Here is a 15,909-nt window from a genome sequence, read left to right as displayed (position 1 = left end):
TGGGCTTGCACAGGGATGAGTGCGATATTACTGACTGTCCCCGGCGTCACGCACCGGTGATGGAACGGCGTCGAAACCGTCCACGCCGCCTCGCCAGACCCGTTCCTGTCGAACCGTGTATGCCAGGGCCGCGCATGCCAGAGTCGCGAATGACCGAACCAGACTTCGACCCATCGGACTCTCATCCGCCCGATTCCGATCCTTCGGTGACCGACGATGTCGCGCCGGATGAATTGGCGGATTTTCACGCCTGGCGGCAGCGCGTGGTCGGCACCAACATTTCCGACAAGACCCTGCTGGCGACTGATTATCTCAATCACTTCAACGAGATCGTGATGTTGATCGAGATGATTCCGGACATGCCCGACATGCTGGAGGAATGCCTGATCTGGCAGCCCAAGAGCTACCCGGAGCATTTCCGCGACAGCGGTTTCTCGGACAAGGATCTCGCCATCGAGGCGTACGGCCACGTTCCGGCCAAGTTCAAACGGCCTTTCGAGGACACCATCGCCCAGGCGCATCAGGTGGTCCGCCACACGCTGGAGCGCGTGTCCGTCGACATCCAAGATGGGGCGAGCGACAAGCTGCGGCTGGACTGCCAGACCTCGGTGGCGATGATCCATCGAATCATTCAGGTCGCCAACGGCATCATCCACGGCACCGCGCACGTCATGGAGCAGCGCGAAATCGATCTGTACCTCAGCGCCGAGTAACCGACGCGGCGCTGAGGGAAAAAGCGCCTTATCTCTGCGCAGATGATTATTGCTTGTGCATCAAGCATTCCTTCCTTGCATGGCTCAAAGGCCGAGCGTCCAACTACAGTAAGCCTTCGAACGAAGAAGAGGCGGCGCTGCGGCGGATGCCTCCCATCGGGAGTGGAGACAGACCGTGAAGGGACCCGCCACCGCAGCGGCCGACGCATCGGCCGAGGCGCAGGGGGACGTGTCGGTCGATGTGGAGGCTGCGGCTGACCTTGCCGCCTCCCCGGAGATGCGCCTCTGGTTGCGTCTTTCGGCGTGCGCCGTTCTGATCGGCGCCCGGTTGCGCAGCCGTTTGCGCGCCGAGTTCAGCACCACCCAGCCGCGTTTCGACCTGTTGTGCCTGCTCGACCGCCAGCCGGAAGGGCTGACCATGGGCGAGCTGTCGAAGCGCATGATGGTCACCAACGGCAACGTCACCGGCATTGTAGAACGGCTGTCCGCGGACGGGCTGGTCACGCGCGCCGCGGCGTCGAACGACCGGCGCATGCAGTTCGTCCGGATCACCCCCGAAGGCAGCGCCCTGGCGCAGGCCATCATGGCGGCGCAACGCCGCTGGCTGACCGAGCTGACGGAGGGAATGCCCCACGGCGATGTGGTCCAGCTGATGGGGTTGTTGGGAAAGCTCAAGAACACGGTGCGTGGCGGAGGCGTCAGGGGATGATTCGGTCCGGTCATATCGACAATTTCACGCGCGACCGGCTGCCGCCGCCGGAGCAGATGCCCGATTTCTCCTACGACCGCCCCGAACTCACCTATCCTGACCGTCTGAACGCCGCGGCGGCCCTGCTGGACGTCTGGCGGGAGCGCGGCTGGGACGACCGCCCCTGTGTCATCGGAAACGGCGACGTGTGGAGCTATGGCCGCTTTCGCGACACGGTGGACCGCATCGCGCGCCTCCTGACCGAGCGGTTCGGCATCGTTCCCGGCAACCGGGTTCTGGTGCGCGGGACCAACACGCCGATGCTCGCCGCCTGCTGGCTGGCGGTGCTGAAGGCCGGCGCGGTGGTGGTGCCGACCATGCCGCTGCTGCGCGCGACGGAACTGGAAAGCATCCTCGAACGCGCCGCCGTCTCGCTGGCGCTGTGCGACGCGCGCTTCGCCAAGGATCTCAACGCAGCGACGGAATCGATGGACGGGAGCATGCCCGTCGTGACCTTCAACGGCGGCGACCTCGAAGGGCGGCTGGAGGAGACCGAAACCGGCTTCGCCGCGGTGGACACCGCCGCCGACGACGTGGCGCTGATCGCCTTCACCTCCGGCACCACGGGCAAGCCCAAGGCGACCGCCCATTTCCACCGCGACCTTCTGGCGGTGGCCGACCTGTCGCCGCAATCGCTGCTGAAGACCGGCGGCGATGACGTGTTCTGCGGCACCCCGTCGCTTGCCTTCGCCTATGGGCAGGGGGGAATGCTGCTGTTCCCGCTGCGGGTGGGGGCGTCGGTCGTGTTGCTGGACCGGGCGACGCCGGAGCGGCTGCTGGAGGTGACCGCGAAGCACAAGGCGACGGTGATGTTCACCGTGCCGACCGTCTACCGCGCCATGACCGCGCGCATTGAGGAGGAGCCGTCCCTGGCCGAGGGGCTGCGCACGCTGCGCGCCTGCGTCTCGGCGGGGGAACCGCTGCCTGCGACCACGCTGGAAGGCTGGCAGGCGGTGACCGGGATGGAGATTCTCGACAGTTTTGGCACCACCGAGATGCTGAACGCCGTCCTGCATTCGCCGCCCGGCGCCGTCCGGCCCGGCGCCACCGGGACGGTGGTTCCGGGCTACGAGGCCCGCGTGGTCGACGACAGCCTGACCCCGCTGCCCCCCGGCCAGATCGGGCGGCTGGCCGTGCGCGGCCCGACCGGCTGCATCTACCTGGACGACCCGCGCCAGGAGAATTACGTGCAGGGCGGCTGGAACCTGACCGGCGACGCCTTCCGCATGGATGAGGACGGCTATTTCTGGTATCACGCGCGGACCGACGACCTGATCGTCTCCGCCGGCTACAAGATCTCCGGCCTGGAGGTCGAGGACGTCCTGCTCGGCCACGAGGCGGTGGAGGAGTGCGCGGTGATCGCGGCGCCCGACCCGCTGCGCGGCTCCATCCCCAAGGCCTTCATCGTCACCCGCGACGGCGTGCGGCCCAGCGACGATCTGGCGGAGCGGCTGCAATGCTACGTCAAGGACCGGATCGCTCCCTACAAGTACCCCCGCGCGGTGGAGTTCCTGGAGCAGTTGCCGCGGACGGAAACGGGCAAGATCCAGCGCTACAAGCTGCGGCAGAGGGAATGGGTCGAGAACGAGGATTGACCGGGGGAAGATTCACTGGGGACCGGGCGGCGCACCCGCCGCTGGTGCAGTTCCTGCTCTTCGCGCTGGTCGGCTGCGCCGCGGCGGTCGGCCATTACGGCGTGCTGATCGCCCTGTCGGAGCTGGCGGCGGCGCCGCCGGTCCTGGCCTCGGCGGTGGGTTTCCTCGTCGGCGGCGTCATCAGCTACCTGCTGAACTACGGCCATGTCTTCCGCAGCGAGCAGGATCATCTGCCCACCGCCACGAAGTTCGTGGCCGTCGCGGCGGTGGGGCTGTGCGTGAACAGCGCCATCATGTGGGCCCTGGCGCAGCGGCTGGGCCTGCATTACCTGCTGGCCCAGCTCACCGCCACGGGGCTGGTGATGCTGTGGAGCTTCGGTGCGAACCGCTACTGGACCTTCAAGGACGGATCGCCGGCCGCCTGAGCATGGAGCCGGGCGACGAAGGAATGGCGGTGCGGCGTCGGGCCGATGTTCTTCGCCAGGCGGTCGCCCCGCAACCCGGCGGCGGACAGCCGGGTCTGCAACTCCGCGGGCGTGTAGGTGGAGAAGCCGGCCTCGCGCCGGATGCGCCGGTAGTCGGACAGGGCCATGCGCCCCAACCCCATCAGCGCCGCCATCAGGAAGCCGTGCCGGCGCGCCATGCTGAGCTGGCTGGCGATGTCGCGCAGCATCGGCGTGTCGGGCTCCACCACGTCGGCGATCAGGATGCGCCCCCGCGCGCCGATCAGGTGGCGCCAGCGGTGAAGGACGCCTTCCAGTTCCTCGCGCGGGATGTATTGCAGCACGGAGACGGCCAGCACCAGATCGACGCTGCCCGTCGGCAGAGTGGCGAGATCGTCGTCGTCGAGAATCCGGATCCGCGGATGGCCGGACAGCCGCTCGCGCAGGCGTTGCCGCACCGCAGGCGCGGCGTCGTAGAGCCAGACGTTCCGGCAGCGCTTGGCCATGGCTTCCGCCGCCAGTGCGTCGCCGCAGCCGAAATCCAGAACGGTCCCCCCTTCCGGAAGATGGGTGTCGAGGTCGTTCTGCAGGCAGGCGAAATGCGCCTCCAGATTGCGCTGGTTCGCGTAGATGGCGTTGGGCCGGTTCCAGAAATCGACCCAGCCGCTGGAACCCTGGCCGCCCGGTGAACCGGACGACACCCTGTTGTTCTGCATGTCCCGCATCCCTTTTTGTGGGCCGTTTCTTGCCGAGGGGATTTTGTTGTTCGTCTCTTCGCCAGGAAGAGCCCCCTCGACCCGACCGTGTCGTAATGATGGTAGGGGCGAACAATCGCAGCGGTCAAGAATGACCGGCGGGACTATGCCGCCGGAGGGGGCGGGGAAGCGGGAGGTTGTGTCAGGGCGCCGGGAACCCGGCGAAGCGGGCGAGCCGGATGTTCCGCTCGGCGAGCAGGGCGGCGAAGGCCGGGCTCCTCAGATAGTCGTGCTCCACCCGGCGTTGCTCCACCAGCGGGTCGGCACGGCGCAGGGCTTCGTCGGGGATGCCGGGATGAACCATCACCAGCAGCCGCCCGGCGGGACGGTCGAGGAAGCGCGCCATCAGGTCCGGGAAAGGCTGGTGTCCGGAGAAGTCGTAGACCCCGGCGAAGCGGTCGTTGGCGGGAATGCCGCGCGTCCGCGCCAGCCGCGCCAGCCCGCCGCCCAGCCCGCCGATCAGCAGCGTCTTCGGAACCGCCACCCCGCGGCGCAGGACGGCACCGACCGGTTCCCCGCACAGGCGGACATAGGCGCCGGGCAGGGCGGCCAGGGCGTCGGCCACCACGTCGCGCACGGTGGGAAGCTGGTGGATGTGCTGGTGGCCGTCGATGTAGGCGGGCGGGCCGCCCCAGGCCGCGGCGAAGGCGTCGAGCTGGCGGGCCAGTTCCTCCCGGATTTCCTTGGAATCGAGGCCACCGCTGTAGGCCAGTTTCATCAGCCGCCCCAGCGGCGGCAGCTTCCCATCCGGCGCCAGCTTGGGCAGAGGACCCAGCGGCGGCTGGTCGGTCAGGGTGAAATGCAGCCCGACGTCCGCCTTGTCGGCCAACGCCTTCAACGGCGCGGCGCCCTCCGCCCAATAAGGACAGAGCGACATGACCGAGGTCGCCGTCAGGCGTCCGGCGGCGATGAGGTCGCGGATGGCCTCGTTGACGCCGGGCGCAAGGCCGTAGTCATCGGCGCAGAGCAGGACCGGATGCGCGGTACGCGGGGCTGGGGTGGTGTCGGTGTCGGCCATGGCGATGGTAAGGTGGGACGGACAGCGGCGCGAAGCCGGGGAGGGGATGATGGAGTGGGACAGCCTGTGGTTCAACGGTCATGCGGCCACCATGGCTCCGGGAGGCGTCTTGCGGGACGCCGTGATCGCCGTAAAGGACGGGCGGATCGCGTGGATCGGCGCCGCCAAGGACCGCCCCGCCGGTCGCGCCGCCGAGGAGCATGACCTGGGTGGCCGCTGGGTCACGCCGGGGCTGATCGACTGCCACACCCATCTGGTCTTCGGCGGCAACCGCGCCCGCGAGTTCGAGATGCGGCTGGAGGGCGCGACCTACGAAGAGATCGCGCGCGCCGGGGGCGGCATCGCCTCGACCGTCGCCGCGACCCGCGCTGCCGACGAGGAAAGTCTGATCGCCAGCGCCTCCGTTCGCCTGCGACCATTGCTGGCCGAGGGCGTGACGGTGGTGGAGGTGAAGTCCGGCTACGGCCTCGACCTCGCCACGGAGCGGCGGATGCTGCGTGCGGCGCGGGCGTTGGGTGAGCGATTCCCCGTCACGGTGCGGACGACCGGGCTGGCTGCCCACGCCCTGCCGCCGGAGTTCGCCGGGCGGGCGGACGATTACATCGCGCTGGTTTGCGAGGACATCCTGCCCATCCTGGCTGCGGAGGGGCTGCTCGATGCGGTCGACGCCTTCTGCGAGCGGATCGCCTTCTCGACGGAGCAGACGGCCCGCGTCTTCGACACCGCGCGGCGGCTCGGCCTGCCGGTGAAGCTGCACGCCGACCAGCTGTCGGACGGCGGCGGGGCCGCGCTGGCCGCCCGCTACAACGCGCTGTCCGCCGACCATGTGGAGCACACGGGCGAGGAGGGCGCTCGGGCGATGGCCACCGCGGGGACGGTGGCGGTGCTGCTGCCCGGCGCCTTCTACACGCTGCGCGAGACCAAACTGCCTCCCATCGACCTGTTCCGGCGCCACGGCGTTCCGATGGCGGTGTCCACCGACTGCAACCCCGGCACCTCGCCCGCCGTGTCGCTCCTGCTGATGCTGAACATGGCCTGCACCCTGTTCCGCCTGACCCCGCAGGAAGCGCTGGCCGGTGTCACCCGCAACGCCGCCCAGGCTCTGGGCATGGCCGCCACCCACGGAACGCTGGAGCCCGGCAAGGCCGCCGATCTGGCGGTGTGGGACGTCGGCGACCCGGCGGAGCTGTGCTACTGGCTGGGCGCCAACCCCTGCTCGGCGGTGGTGCGGGACGGGCGGCTGGTGAAATCGCTCCAGGGGTAAGATATCATCGGGGCAACGCGGACGGAGGTGAGGCGGCGATGGGGGAGATCACGCTCAGGATTGAGGAAGATGTGCTCGACCGCTTGAAGATGCGGGCCAGCATCGCCGGTCGGTCCGTCGAAGAGGAAATTGGCAGGATTGTCGAGGAAGCGACGGCCGCGCCGCCTCCCGACCGCAGCGCGCTGGTCGAGGAGTTTCGACAAATCCGCGCGTTGACGCCACCCGGTGCCCCCATCGATGTCGCGGCCGTGATTCGCGAGGGACGCGAGCGATGACTCTGGTGGTGGATGCCAGTGTCGCGGTGCTGTGGGGGGTCGAAGACCCGCTGGCGGAAACGGCGGAATCCCTTCTTTTGTCATCCCGGCCCTTGATTGCTCCGGACTTCATCTTGATCGAAGTTGCCAACGCCGTCTGGAAGATCGCGCGACGCGGCGGCATTCAGGCGGAGCAGGCCGAAGGCATCGTGGAGCGCATTCCCCGCGCTTTGACCGAACTGGTTCCGCCGACCGTCGTATGGTCACAGGCGCTTCGCATCGCCCGTCAACTGGATCATCCCGTGTATGACTGCGCTTATCTGGCGCTCGCCGAAGCGCGAGGCGCACCGCTCGTCACGCTGGACAAGCGTCTGCGCGCCCGCACCCGCTCCACCCCTTGGGAGGCGTTGACCGTCCTCCTCGGTGGCGGCACGGTGCACGTCTGAAAACAACAAACGCATCAAGCAAAATTCGAGAGGGACGAGTCACATGTCCGACACCAAGCCGCCGGCCAACCGCCGCGTCATCCGGGCACCGCACGGGACGGAGCTGTCCGCCAAGTCCTGGCTGACCGAAGCGCCGCTGCGCATGCTGATGAACAACCTCGACCCCGACGTCGCGGAGAACCCGGACGAGCTGGTGGTCTATGGCGGCATCGGGCGGGCGGCGCGGAACTGGGACTGCTTCGACGCCATCGTGGCGTCGCTGAAGACCCTGAACGAGGACGAGACGCTGCTGGTCCAGTCCGGCAAGCCGGTCGGCGTCTTCCGCACCCACGCCGACGCGCCGCGCGTGCTGATCGCCAACTCCAACCTCGTGCCGCACTGGGCGACCTGGGACCATTTTCGGGAGCTGGACGCCAAGGGCCTGATGATGTACGGCCAGATGACCGCCGGGTCCTGGATCTACATCGGCAGCCAGGGCATCGTGCAGGGCACTTACGAGACCTTCGTCGAGGTTGGGCGGCGGCATTACGGCGGCGACCTGAAGGGTCGCTGGATCCTGACCGGCGGTCTGGGCGGCATGGGCGGCGCGCAGCCGCTGGCCGCGACCATGGCCGGGGCGTCCATGCTGGCCGTGGAATGCTCCGCCCGCAGCATCGAGCGTCGGCTGGAGACCAAGTATCTCGACCGCTCCGCCACCAGCCTCGACGAGGCCATGGCGATCCTGTGGGAGGCCCAGGCCGCGGGCACGGCGGTGTCGGTCGGTCTGCTCGGCAACGCGGCGGAGGTGTTCCCGGAGCTGGTGCGCCGCGCCAAGACCGACCCGCGCTTCCGCCCCGACGCGGTCACCGACCAGACCAGCGCCCACGACCCGCTGAACGGCTACCTGCCCGCCGGCTGGACGATGGAGGAGGCCGAGACGAAGCGCCGCAGCGACCCGGCGGCGGTGGTCGCGGCGGCCAAGGCGTCGATGGCGGTCCATGTCCGCGCCATGCTGGACTTCCACGCCATGGGCGTGCCGACGCTGGACTACGGCAACAACATCCGGCAGGTCGCCAAGGACGAGGGGGTGGCCGACGCCTTCGCCTTCCCCGGCTTCGTGCCCGCCTACATCCGGCCGCTGTTCTGCCGCGGCATCGGCCCCTTCCGCTGGGCCGCCTTGTCCGGCGATCCGGAGGACATCTACCGCACCGACGCCAAGGTGAAGGAGCTGATCCCCGACAACCCGCACCTGCACAACTGGCTCGACATGGCGCGCGAGCGCATCCGCTTCCAGGGCCTGCCGGCGCGCATCTGCTGGGTGGGGTTGGGCGACCGGGCACGGCTCGGCCTCGCCTTCAACGAGATGGTGGCGAAGGGCGAGCTGAAGGCCCCCATCGTCATCGGGCGCGACCATCTGGACAGTGGCTCCGTTGCCAGCCCGAACCGCGAGACGGAGGGGATGATCGACGGCTCGGACGCGGTGTCCGACTGGCCCCTGCTGAACGCGCTGCTGAACTGCGCCTCGGGGGCGACCTGGGTATCGCTGCACCATGGCGGCGGCGTCGGCATGGGCTTCAGCCAGCATTCCGGCATGGTCATCGTCGCCGACGGGACGGACGCCGCGGCCAAGCGGCTGGAGCGGGTGCTGACCAACGATCCGGGCACCGGCGTGATGCGCCATGCCGACGCCGGCTACGACATCGCGAAGGACTGCGCGAAGGAGAAGGGGCTCACGCTTCCGATGATCGGCTGATGGATTTTGCGGGGGCGGCGCGCGGCGGCAGGGTCGCCAGCGCCACCCCCGGCAGAACCAGCAGGACGCCGAGCAGGTGGAACATCTGGAGCTGCTCCCCCAGGAGCGCCCAGGCCGCCACCGCCGCCCACAGCGGCATGACGTAGAGCGAGGTGCCGGCCCGCGCCGGCCCCATCAGGTTGATCGTCTTCTGATAGGTCAGGAAGGCCAGGACCGAGGCGAACAGCGCCACCCCGGCGATGCGGATGGCGGCGTCCAGGCTCAGCGGGACGGGGCGCAGGGCCAGCGTCTCCCACGCGTAGAAGGGGGCGAGCACGACGACACCGGCCAGCGCGTTCGCCGCGAACACCGTCACCACCGGCAGCGAACTGCGGGTCTGGCGCAGCAGCACCGTGTAGACCGCCCAGGTCGCCGACCCCACCAGGATCAGCAGGTCGCCGGCGTTGAAGGACAGATGGAGCAGCGCCTGCGCGTCGCCGCGGGTCAGGATCACCAGCACGCCGGCCATCGCGACGGCGATTCCCGCGGCCTGCCGCGGCGTCACCTTCTCGCGCAGCCACAGGGCGGCGATCATCAGGATGATGACCGGGCTGGTGGCGTAGATGAGGGCGGCGTTGGTGGCGCTGGTGCGCTCCAGCCCCATGTAGACGACGGCGCCGCACACGCCCTGGGCCAGCGCGCCCAGCAGAAGAAAGCGCTTCCACGAGGCGCGCAGGACGTGGCGGTGCTGGATCAGGCCGGGCAGGGCCAGCGGCAGGATCATCAGGAAGGCCAGCACCCAGCGCCAGAAGGCCAGCCCGACCGGCGGCACGATGGCCGCCGCGGCCCGCCCGATCACCACGTTGGAGGCGAAGAAGGCCGAGGAGAGCAGATAGAGGCTGTAGGCTATGAAGACGGCGTTGCGCGGCTGGCGGTCCATGGGGCGTCCGGAGCGTGTCGGTGGGCGTCTTACGGAGCCTGCGGCCCCAGCAGCATCACCAGCTTGTAGTCGGATCGTCCGGCGGGGCACAACGTCACTTGTTCGTAGACCAGCGTCCCGTCCTGGGGATGGGTGAAGCCGCGGGTGCCGCCCTCCCGCTCCAGCACGCCCTGGTCCTCCCACAGCCGGGCGAAGCGGGGCGAGGCCGCGCGCAGGCCATCGACCAGGGCGGTCACCTCCGCATCTCCGGCGCGGCGGGCGGTGTCGGCGCGGAACTCGGCGAGCAGCCGGCGGGCGCGGTCCTCCCAGTCCGCGATGAAAACCCGTGCGGTGGGATCGAGGAAGACGTAGCGCAGCAGGTTGCGCTCCGCCCCGCCCAGCCAGCCGGAGAAGAGATGCGCCGCGGGAGCGTTCCAGCCGCGGGCGTTCCAGACGCGGTCGAGCAGATAGGCCGGCGCCGTCATCGACTCCAGCGCCGCGAGCAGCGGAGCCGGCGGCTGGTCCGATCCGTCCGTCGCGTCGGCGTCGGGGTCGCGTTTGCGCGACAGCTCGAACAGATAGGCGCGCTCCGCCGCGGTCAGCCGCAGCGCCCCGGCGATGCGCGCCAGCGCCTGCGGTGAGACGGAGACCTCGCGCCCCTGTTCCAGCCAGGTGTACCAAGTCGGGCTGAGGCCGCAGAGCTGAGCGGCCTCCTCCCGCCGCAGGCCGGGCGTGCGGCGGCGGGCGGAACCGGTCTGCGGGATGCCGGCCTCGGCCGGGGTCAGCCGCTCCCGGTGGGCGCGCAGGAAGGCGCCCAGCCGGTGCCGCGTGTCGTCGTCGGAGCTCATGGTGGCAGCGCTTATACCAGGATAAGCGCTTGCCTTGTACCAGTTTGCCGGAAGCCTGATGCTGGGTCATCACAACGGACACGCCCCAACAAGCACAAACGGAATCGCCACCATGACCAACAGCCACCACGGCGTCGTCGCCGCGCAATACGGCCAGCGCGCCGACGCCTATGTGACCAGCGCCGTCCACGCCTCGGGCGCGGACCTGGACCAGATCGAGGATACGCTGCGCGGGAGGAACGCCGGCCGCGTGCTGGATCTCGGCTGCGGCGGCGGCCATGTCGCCTACCGCGCCGCCCCCCACGCCGCCGAGGTGGTGGCGGTGGACGTCACCGCCCCGATGCTGGAGGCGGTGGCCCGCACCGCGGCGGAGCGCGGCCTGACCAACATCACCACCACCCAGGCCCCCGCCGAGCGTCTGCCCTTCGCGGACGGCCATTTCGACGTGGTGCTGAGCCGCTTCAGCGCCCATCACTGGCTGAACGCCGAGGCCGGCCTGCGCGAGGCGCGGCGGGTGCTGGCCCCCGGCGGGCGGGCGGTCTTCGTGGACATCGTGTCGCCGGGGCATCCGCTGCTGGACACCCATCTCCAGGCCGTGGAACTGCTGCGCGACACCTCGCACGTCCGCAACTACAGCGCCGCGGAATGGATGGCCGCCCTGTCGCGCGCCGGCTTCGCGGTGACCGGCCTGACACCGCGCCGCCTGCGCATGGAGTTCGCCGTCTGGACCGCCCGCACCTCCACCCCCGACCTGCGCGCCCAGGCCATCCGCGCCCTCCAGGACCTCGCCTCCGACGAGGTGCGCTGTCACTTCGACATCCTGGAGGACGGCAGCTTTCTCCTGGACAGCCTGACCATCGAAGCGGAGGCTTGCTGACCACAAGAAAAAGGATGGGGGAGGCCGGTGATGGATGACGTTCGTGTGCGAAAGGCTGGTCTTGCCGACGCGGGCGTGGTCACCGGCCTCGTCGCGGCGCTGCTGTCGGAACTGTCTGCCGGGCAGAACGACACGCCGCGCGCCGTCATGCTGGCCGTCGCCGAATCCCTGTTGGACGCCGCCGGCGAGTCCTACACGGTGTTCCTGGCCGAGGACGCGGCGGGGCGCCCGCTCGGCGTCGCGACCCTGTCGGAAGGGGCCTGTATCTCCGCCCTGGGCCGGTTCGGGACGATCCGGGAATTGTACGTGACACCGGAGTCGCGCTCCGCCGGGGTGGGGCGGGTGCTGATCCGGGCCGTTCTTGACCATGGCCGCCGCCATCGCTGGTCGCGGGTCGAGGTGGGGGCGCCGTCCGCCGCGGAATGGCCGGATTCTCTGCGATTCTACCAGCGCGAGGGCTTCACGGAGATCGGGCCGCGATTGAAATTCCGCTTGGCCTGACGCCTGCCGTGGAGCTTGCGTGATGCCGCTTGGTTGCGTGTTGACAGACGATTCGGCCACGCGCCAAATGAACCCGCATCACCGGCCGCCGAAAAGAACGGGCGGCCATTCGACCGAACACGGGAGGTTGTTAGGAATGAAGCGCATCCTGCTGGGTGCCGGGCTTGGCGTTGCCGCCACCTTGGCGCTCGCTGCGCCGGCCCAGGCCGCCAAGACCCTCGTCTATTGCTCCGAGGGCAGCCCCGAAAACTTCAACCCGATGGTCAACACGACCGGAACGAGCTTCGACGTCTCGCTGCCCGTGTACAACAACCTCGTGCAGTTCGAGTACGGCGGCACCAAGGTGGTCCCCGGCCTCGCCGAGAAGTGGGAGGTGTCGGAGGACGGGCTGACCTACACGTTCCACCTGCGCAAGGGCGTGAAGTGGCACAGCAACAACGACTTCAAGCCGACGCGCGACGCCAACGCGGACGACGTTCTGTGGTCGTTCAACCGTCAGTGGAAGAAGGATCACCCCTTCCACAAGGTGTCCGGCGGCGCCTATGACTACTTCAACGACATGGCGATGCCCGACCTGCTGAAGTCGATCGAGAAGGTCGACGACTACACGGTCAAGTTCACGCTGAACAAGGTTGAGGCGCCCTTCATCGCCAATCTGGCGATGCCCTTCGCGCCCATCCAGTCCGCCGAGTACGCCGAGACCCTGCAGAAGAAGAACCAGATCGACAAGATCGATCAGGCGCCGATCGGCACGGGTCCCTTCCAGTTCGTCGCCTATCAGAAGGACGCGGTCATCCGCTACAAGGCGTTCGAGCCGTACTGGGGCGGCAAGGCGCAACTCGACAACCTCGTCTTCGCCATCACGCCGGACGCCGCCGTCCGCTACGCCAAGCTGAAGGCCGGCGAGTGCCACATCGTGCCGTACCCGAACCCGGCCGATCTGGAGGCGATGAAGAAGGACAGCGCCATCACCCTGATGGAGCAGGAAGGCCTGAACGTCGGCTATCTCGCCTTCAACGTCACCAAGAAGCCCTTCGACGATGTGCGCGTCCGCCGCGCGCTGAACATGGCCATCGACAAGAAGGCCGTGGTCGACGCGGTGTACCAGGGCGCCGGCGTCCCGGCGAAGAACCCGATCCCGCCGACCATGTGGTCGTACAACAAGGAGATTGAGGACTACCCGTACGATCCGGAACGCGCGAAGAAGCTGCTGGCCGAGGCCGGCTTCCCGGACGGCTTCGAGACCGACCTGTGGGCCATGCCGGTGCAGCGCCCCTACAACCCCAACGCCAAGCGCATGGCCGAGATGATGCAGGCAGACCTCGCCAAGGTCGGCATCAAGGCCAAGGTCGTGCAGTACGAGTGGGGCGAGTACCGCAAGCGCCTCCAGGCCGGCGAGCACCAGATGGGCATGCTGGGCTGGACCGGCGACAACGGCGACCCCGACAACTTCCTGCACGTGCTGCTCGGCTGCGAGGCCGCGCGTCCGGGCGGGTCGAACATCGCCAAGTGGTGCTACAAGGAGTTCGACGACCTCGTCGTTCAGGCCAAGCGCACCACCGACATCGCCGCCCGCACCAAGCTGTACGAGCAGGCGCAGGTCATCTTCAAGGAAGAGGCCCCGTGGCTGACCGTCGCGCACTCGGTCGTGCACATGGCGCTGAGCAAGAATGTGGTCGATTACAAGATGGACCCGTTCGGCATCCATCGCTTCTACGGCGTCGATTTGAAACAATAAACTCAGCGTAGCAAGCGGCTTTACAAAGCGGTGGCCGGGGCATTAAACCCCCGGCTTCCCTTTGCGGATGCAGAGGTAAAAAAAGGGGGCCGCGGCCCCCTTGCTTTCGTTTCGAGCCCCCGGTGACGATCCGATGCTACGCTTCATCCTGACTCGGGTGAGCCTGGTGATTCCGACCTTTCTCGGCGTCACCTTCCTGACCTTCCTGTTGATCCGCCTTGTCCCCGGCGACCCCATCGAGGTGCGCGTCGGTGAGCGCGGAATCCCCCCCGAACGGCTTCTCGAACTGCGGCACGAGCTGGGGCTGGACCGCCCGCTGTGGCACCAGTTCCTCGACTACATCGGCGGCGTCCTCCAGGGTGACCTCGGCGTGTCGCTGGTGACGCGCAATTCGGTGTTCAGCGAATTCGTGACGCTGTTCCCGGCTACGCTGGAACTGGCGGCGCTGGCCATGCTGTTCGCCACCGTGGTCGGCCTGCCCGCGGGAATCATCGCGGCGGTGCGGCGCGGCTCGATCTTCGACCATGGCGTGATGGGCATCAGCCTGACCGGCTATTCCATGCCGATTTTCTGGTGGGGCCTGCTGCTGATCCTGTTCTTCTCGGTGGGGCTGGGCTGGACGCCGGTGTCCGGGCGGCTCGACCTGCTCTATTACGTGGAGCCGGTGACCGGCTTCATGCTGATCGACACGCTGATGGCCGGCGAATACGGCGCCTTCTGGTCGGCGCTGCACCATCTGATCCTGCCGATGATCGTTCTCGGCACCGTTCCGCTGGCCGTCGTGGCACGCATGACGCGCTCCGCCATGCTGGAGGTGCTGGGCGAGGACTACATCCGCACCGCGAAGGCCAAAGGGCTGGCGGGCAAGCGGGTGATCGGCATGCACGCCCTGCGCAACGCGCTGATCCCCGTGGTCACCGTGATCGGCCTCCAGGTGGGCACGCTGCTGGGCGGCGCGATCCTGACCGAAACCATCTTCTCCTGGCCCGGCGTAGGCAAGTGGCTGATCGAGAGCATCAACCGTCGCGACTATCCGGCGCTCCAGGGCGGGGTGCTGCTGATCGCGACGACGGTGATGACCGTGAACCTGCTGGTGGACGTTCTGTACGGCGTCCTGAACCCCCGCATCCGCCATTCGCGGTGAGGTGAGCCATGACGACTCCTACGACGACGGGCGTTCCGGAGACTCTTCCGGCCGCTTCTCCGCCGGTTTCCCAGCCGCCGCACCCGCTGGTCGAGTTCTGGTACCATTTCCGGCAGAACAAGGGGGCCATGGCCGGCCTCGCCGTGATCCTGCTGATCGCCGTGGTGGCGCTGTTCGCCGAGTTGGTGGCGCCGCACGACCCCAACATCCAGTACCGCGACGCCATCCTGGTGCCGCCGGTCTGGCAGGAGGGCGGGCGCTGGGCCTTCCTTCTCGGCACCGACGACATCGGGCGCGACATGCTGTCGCGGCTGATCTTCGGGGCGCGGCTGTCGATGATGATCGGCCTGATCGTCGTCACGCTGTCGCTGGCGGTCGGGTTGGCGCTGGGCATGATCGCCGGATTCTTCGGCGGCGTCACCGACGCGCTGGTCATGCGCCTCATGGACATTCTGCTGTCGCTGCCCAGCCTGCTGCTGGCCGTGGTGGTGGCGGCGATCCTCGGGCCGGGGCTGGTCAACGCCATGCTGGCCGTGTCCATCGTGGTCATCCCGCACTACGCCCGCCTGACCCGCGCCGCTGTGATGGCGGAGACGAACAAGGACTACGTCGTCGCCTCCCGCGTGGCGGGGGCCGGGCCGCTGCGGCTGATGCTGGTGGTGATCCTGCCGAATTGCGTGGCGCCGCTGATCGTCCAGGCGACGCTCGGCTTCTCCACGGCGATCCTCGACGCCGCGGCGCTGGGCTTCCTCGGCCTTGGCGCGCAGCCGCCGACTCCGGAGTGGGGCACCATGCTGGCTTCCTCCCTCCAGTTCCTCCAGCGCGCCCCCTGGGTCGTCACCTGGCCCGGCGTGGCCATCCTGGTGACGGTGCTGGCCTTCAACCTGCTGGGCGACGGGCTGCGCGACGCGCTCGACCCCAAGCTGAAACGCTGA

At 68.6% G+C, this 15,909-nt stretch carries 17 protein-coding genes; 13 read left to right on the top strand and 4 right to left on the bottom strand.

Annotated elements, in window-relative coordinates; genetic code table 11:
• Nucleotides 1-149: 149 nt before the first annotated feature.
• The 4 genes from FBZ83_RS01310 (at nt 150) to FBZ83_RS01295 (ending at nt 3,481) form a co-directional block, all read left to right on the top strand.
• Entirely contained in the window at nt 150-713 is a 564-nt protein-coding gene (locus FBZ83_RS01310) for a hypothetical protein (RefSeq protein WP_145680729.1), read from the top strand.
• Between the two features lie 175 nt (nt 714-888).
• Complete coding sequence (locus tag FBZ83_RS01305) at nt 889-1,422, top strand: MarR family winged helix-turn-helix transcriptional regulator (RefSeq protein WP_145680728.1); 534 nt, start codon at nt 889-891, stop codon at nt 1,420-1,422.
• Nucleotides 1,419-3,056, top strand: a complete 1,638-nt coding sequence (locus FBZ83_RS01300) for an AMP-binding protein (RefSeq protein ID WP_145680727.1) — start codon at nt 1,419-1,421, stop codon at nt 3,054-3,056. Before FBZ83_RS01305 ends, FBZ83_RS01300 begins: the two co-directional genes overlap by 4 nt.
• Nucleotides 3,053-3,481 (top strand): GtrA family protein, encoded by a 429-nt coding sequence (locus FBZ83_RS01295; RefSeq protein ID WP_247888088.1) that lies wholly within the window; start codon nt 3,053-3,055, stop codon nt 3,479-3,481. Before FBZ83_RS01300 ends, FBZ83_RS01295 begins: the two co-directional genes overlap by 4 nt.
• Here the strand turns inward: FBZ83_RS01295 and FBZ83_RS01290 are convergent.
• Nucleotides 3,445-4,215 (bottom strand): class I SAM-dependent methyltransferase, encoded by a 771-nt coding sequence (locus FBZ83_RS01290; RefSeq protein WP_145680725.1) that lies wholly within the window; start codon nt 4,213-4,215, stop codon nt 3,445-3,447. The genes FBZ83_RS01295 and FBZ83_RS01290 overlap by 37 nt on opposite strands.
• Before the next feature lie 181 nt (nt 4,216-4,396).
• Nucleotides 4,397-5,272: a ChbG/HpnK family deacetylase gene (locus FBZ83_RS01285; RefSeq protein ID WP_145680724.1), complete on the bottom strand. Its 876-nt coding sequence runs from the start codon at nt 5,270-5,272 to the stop codon at nt 4,397-4,399.
• A 4-nt stretch (nt 5,273-5,276) separates the two neighbouring features.
• Between FBZ83_RS01285 and hutI the strand changes: the two genes are divergently transcribed.
• The 4 genes from hutI to hutU are packed head-to-tail and all read left to right on the top strand — an operon-like array spanning nt 5,277 to nt 8,968.
• Nucleotides 5,277-6,536, top strand: coding sequence for an imidazolonepropionase (gene hutI / locus FBZ83_RS01280; protein ID WP_432612485.1), 1,260 nt, complete (start codon nt 5,277-5,279; stop codon nt 6,534-6,536).
• 38 nt (nt 6,537-6,574) lie between these two features.
• Nucleotides 6,575-6,811: a FitA-like ribbon-helix-helix domain-containing protein gene (locus FBZ83_RS01275; RefSeq protein ID WP_145680723.1), complete on the top strand. Its 237-nt coding sequence runs from the start codon at nt 6,575-6,577 to the stop codon at nt 6,809-6,811.
• Entirely contained in the window at nt 6,808-7,236 is a 429-nt protein-coding gene (locus tag FBZ83_RS01270; RefSeq protein ID WP_145680722.1) for a type II toxin-antitoxin system VapC family toxin, read from the top strand. Before FBZ83_RS01275 ends, FBZ83_RS01270 begins: the two co-directional genes overlap by 4 nt.
• Nucleotides 7,237-7,279: 43 nt before the next feature.
• Nucleotides 7,280-8,968: a urocanate hydratase gene (gene hutU / locus FBZ83_RS01265; protein ID WP_145680721.1), complete on the top strand. Its 1,689-nt coding sequence runs from the start codon at nt 7,280-7,282 to the stop codon at nt 8,966-8,968.
• Here hutU and FBZ83_RS01260 read toward each other — a convergent pair.
• Both FBZ83_RS01260 and FBZ83_RS01255 read right to left on the bottom strand, forming a co-directional pair.
• Complete coding sequence (locus FBZ83_RS01260) at nt 8,946-9,887, bottom strand: DMT family transporter (protein ID WP_145680720.1); 942 nt, start codon at nt 9,885-9,887, stop codon at nt 8,946-8,948. The two genes, hutU and FBZ83_RS01260, sit on opposite strands and share 23 nt — an antisense overlap.
• A 29-nt stretch (nt 9,888-9,916) precedes the next feature.
• Complete coding sequence (locus FBZ83_RS01255; RefSeq protein WP_145680719.1) at nt 9,917-10,714, bottom strand: helix-turn-helix transcriptional regulator; 798 nt, start codon at nt 10,712-10,714, stop codon at nt 9,917-9,919.
• 112 nt (nt 10,715-10,826) lie between these two features.
• Between FBZ83_RS01255 and FBZ83_RS01250 the strand changes: the two genes are divergently transcribed.
• From FBZ83_RS01250 to FBZ83_RS01230, 5 genes are all read left to right on the top strand, one after another.
• Nucleotides 10,827-11,591: a class I SAM-dependent methyltransferase gene (locus FBZ83_RS01250; RefSeq protein ID WP_145680718.1), complete on the top strand. Its 765-nt coding sequence runs from the start codon at nt 10,827-10,829 to the stop codon at nt 11,589-11,591.
• Nucleotides 11,592-11,621: 30 nt separating this feature from the next.
• Complete coding sequence (locus FBZ83_RS01245; protein ID WP_145680717.1) at nt 11,622-12,092, top strand: GNAT family N-acetyltransferase; 471 nt, start codon at nt 11,622-11,624, stop codon at nt 12,090-12,092.
• A gap of 136 nt (nt 12,093-12,228) precedes the next feature.
• A complete protein-coding gene (locus FBZ83_RS01240) occupies nt 12,229-13,830 on the top strand; it encodes an ABC transporter substrate-binding protein (protein ID WP_145680716.1) in 1,602 nt (533 codons plus the stop codon).
• Nucleotides 13,831-13,963: 133 nt separating this feature from the next.
• Complete coding sequence (locus FBZ83_RS01235; RefSeq protein ID WP_035679052.1) at nt 13,964-14,974, top strand: ABC transporter permease subunit; 1,011 nt, start codon at nt 13,964-13,966, stop codon at nt 14,972-14,974.
• A gap of 8 nt (nt 14,975-14,982) precedes the next feature.
• Entirely contained in the window at nt 14,983-15,909 is a 927-nt protein-coding gene (locus FBZ83_RS01230) for an ABC transporter permease subunit (protein WP_059399254.1), read from the top strand.

The organism is Azospirillum brasilense (assembly GCF_007827815.1).
In the GTDB taxonomy this organism is placed as follows: Bacteria; Pseudomonadota; Alphaproteobacteria; order Azospirillales; family Azospirillaceae; genus Azospirillum; species Azospirillum brasilense_C.
This window is presented reverse-complemented; position numbering and strand designations above follow the sequence as displayed.

Excerpts from the sequence above, each read along its gene's own strand:
- FBZ83_RS01255 (WP_145680719.1), bottom strand. The coding sequence starts at position 10,714 with ATGAGCTCCGACGACGACACGCGGCACCGGCTGGGCGCCTTCCTGCGC.
- FBZ83_RS01275 (WP_145680723.1), top strand. The coding sequence starts at position 6,575 with ATGGGGGAGATCACGCTCAGGATTGAGGAAGATGTGCTCGACCGCTTG.
- FBZ83_RS01240 (WP_145680716.1), top strand. The coding sequence starts at position 12,229 with ATGAAGCGCATCCTGCTGGGTGCCGGGCTTGGCGTTGCCGCCACCTTG.
- FBZ83_RS01245 (WP_145680717.1), top strand. The coding sequence starts at position 11,622 with ATGGATGACGTTCGTGTGCGAAAGGCTGGTCTTGCCGACGCGGGCGTG.
- hutI (WP_432612485.1), top strand. The coding sequence starts at position 5,277 with ATGGTAAGGTGGGACGGACAGCGGCGCGAAGCCGGGGAGGGGATGATG.
- FBZ83_RS01235 (WP_035679052.1), top strand. The coding sequence starts at position 13,964 with ATGCTACGCTTCATCCTGACTCGGGTGAGCCTGGTGATTCCGACCTTT.
- FBZ83_RS01285 (WP_145680724.1), bottom strand. The coding sequence starts at position 5,272 with ATGGCCGACACCGACACCACCCCAGCCCCGCGTACCGCGCATCCGGTC.
- FBZ83_RS01260 (WP_145680720.1), bottom strand. The coding sequence starts at position 9,887 with ATGGACCGCCAGCCGCGCAACGCCGTCTTCATAGCCTACAGCCTCTAT.
- FBZ83_RS01230 (WP_059399254.1), top strand. The coding sequence starts at position 14,983 with ATGACGACTCCTACGACGACGGGCGTTCCGGAGACTCTTCCGGCCGCT.
- FBZ83_RS01290 (WP_145680725.1), bottom strand. The coding sequence starts at position 4,215 with ATGCAGAACAACAGGGTGTCGTCCGGTTCACCGGGCGGCCAGGGTTCC.
- FBZ83_RS01250 (WP_145680718.1), top strand. The coding sequence starts at position 10,827 with ATGACCAACAGCCACCACGGCGTCGTCGCCGCGCAATACGGCCAGCGC.
- FBZ83_RS01270 (WP_145680722.1), top strand. The coding sequence starts at position 6,808 with ATGACTCTGGTGGTGGATGCCAGTGTCGCGGTGCTGTGGGGGGTCGAA.
- FBZ83_RS01300 (WP_145680727.1), top strand. The coding sequence starts at position 1,419 with ATGATTCGGTCCGGTCATATCGACAATTTCACGCGCGACCGGCTGCCG.
- hutU (WP_145680721.1), top strand. The coding sequence starts at position 7,280 with ATGTCCGACACCAAGCCGCCGGCCAACCGCCGCGTCATCCGGGCACCG.
- FBZ83_RS01310 (WP_145680729.1), top strand. The coding sequence starts at position 150 with ATGACCGAACCAGACTTCGACCCATCGGACTCTCATCCGCCCGATTCC.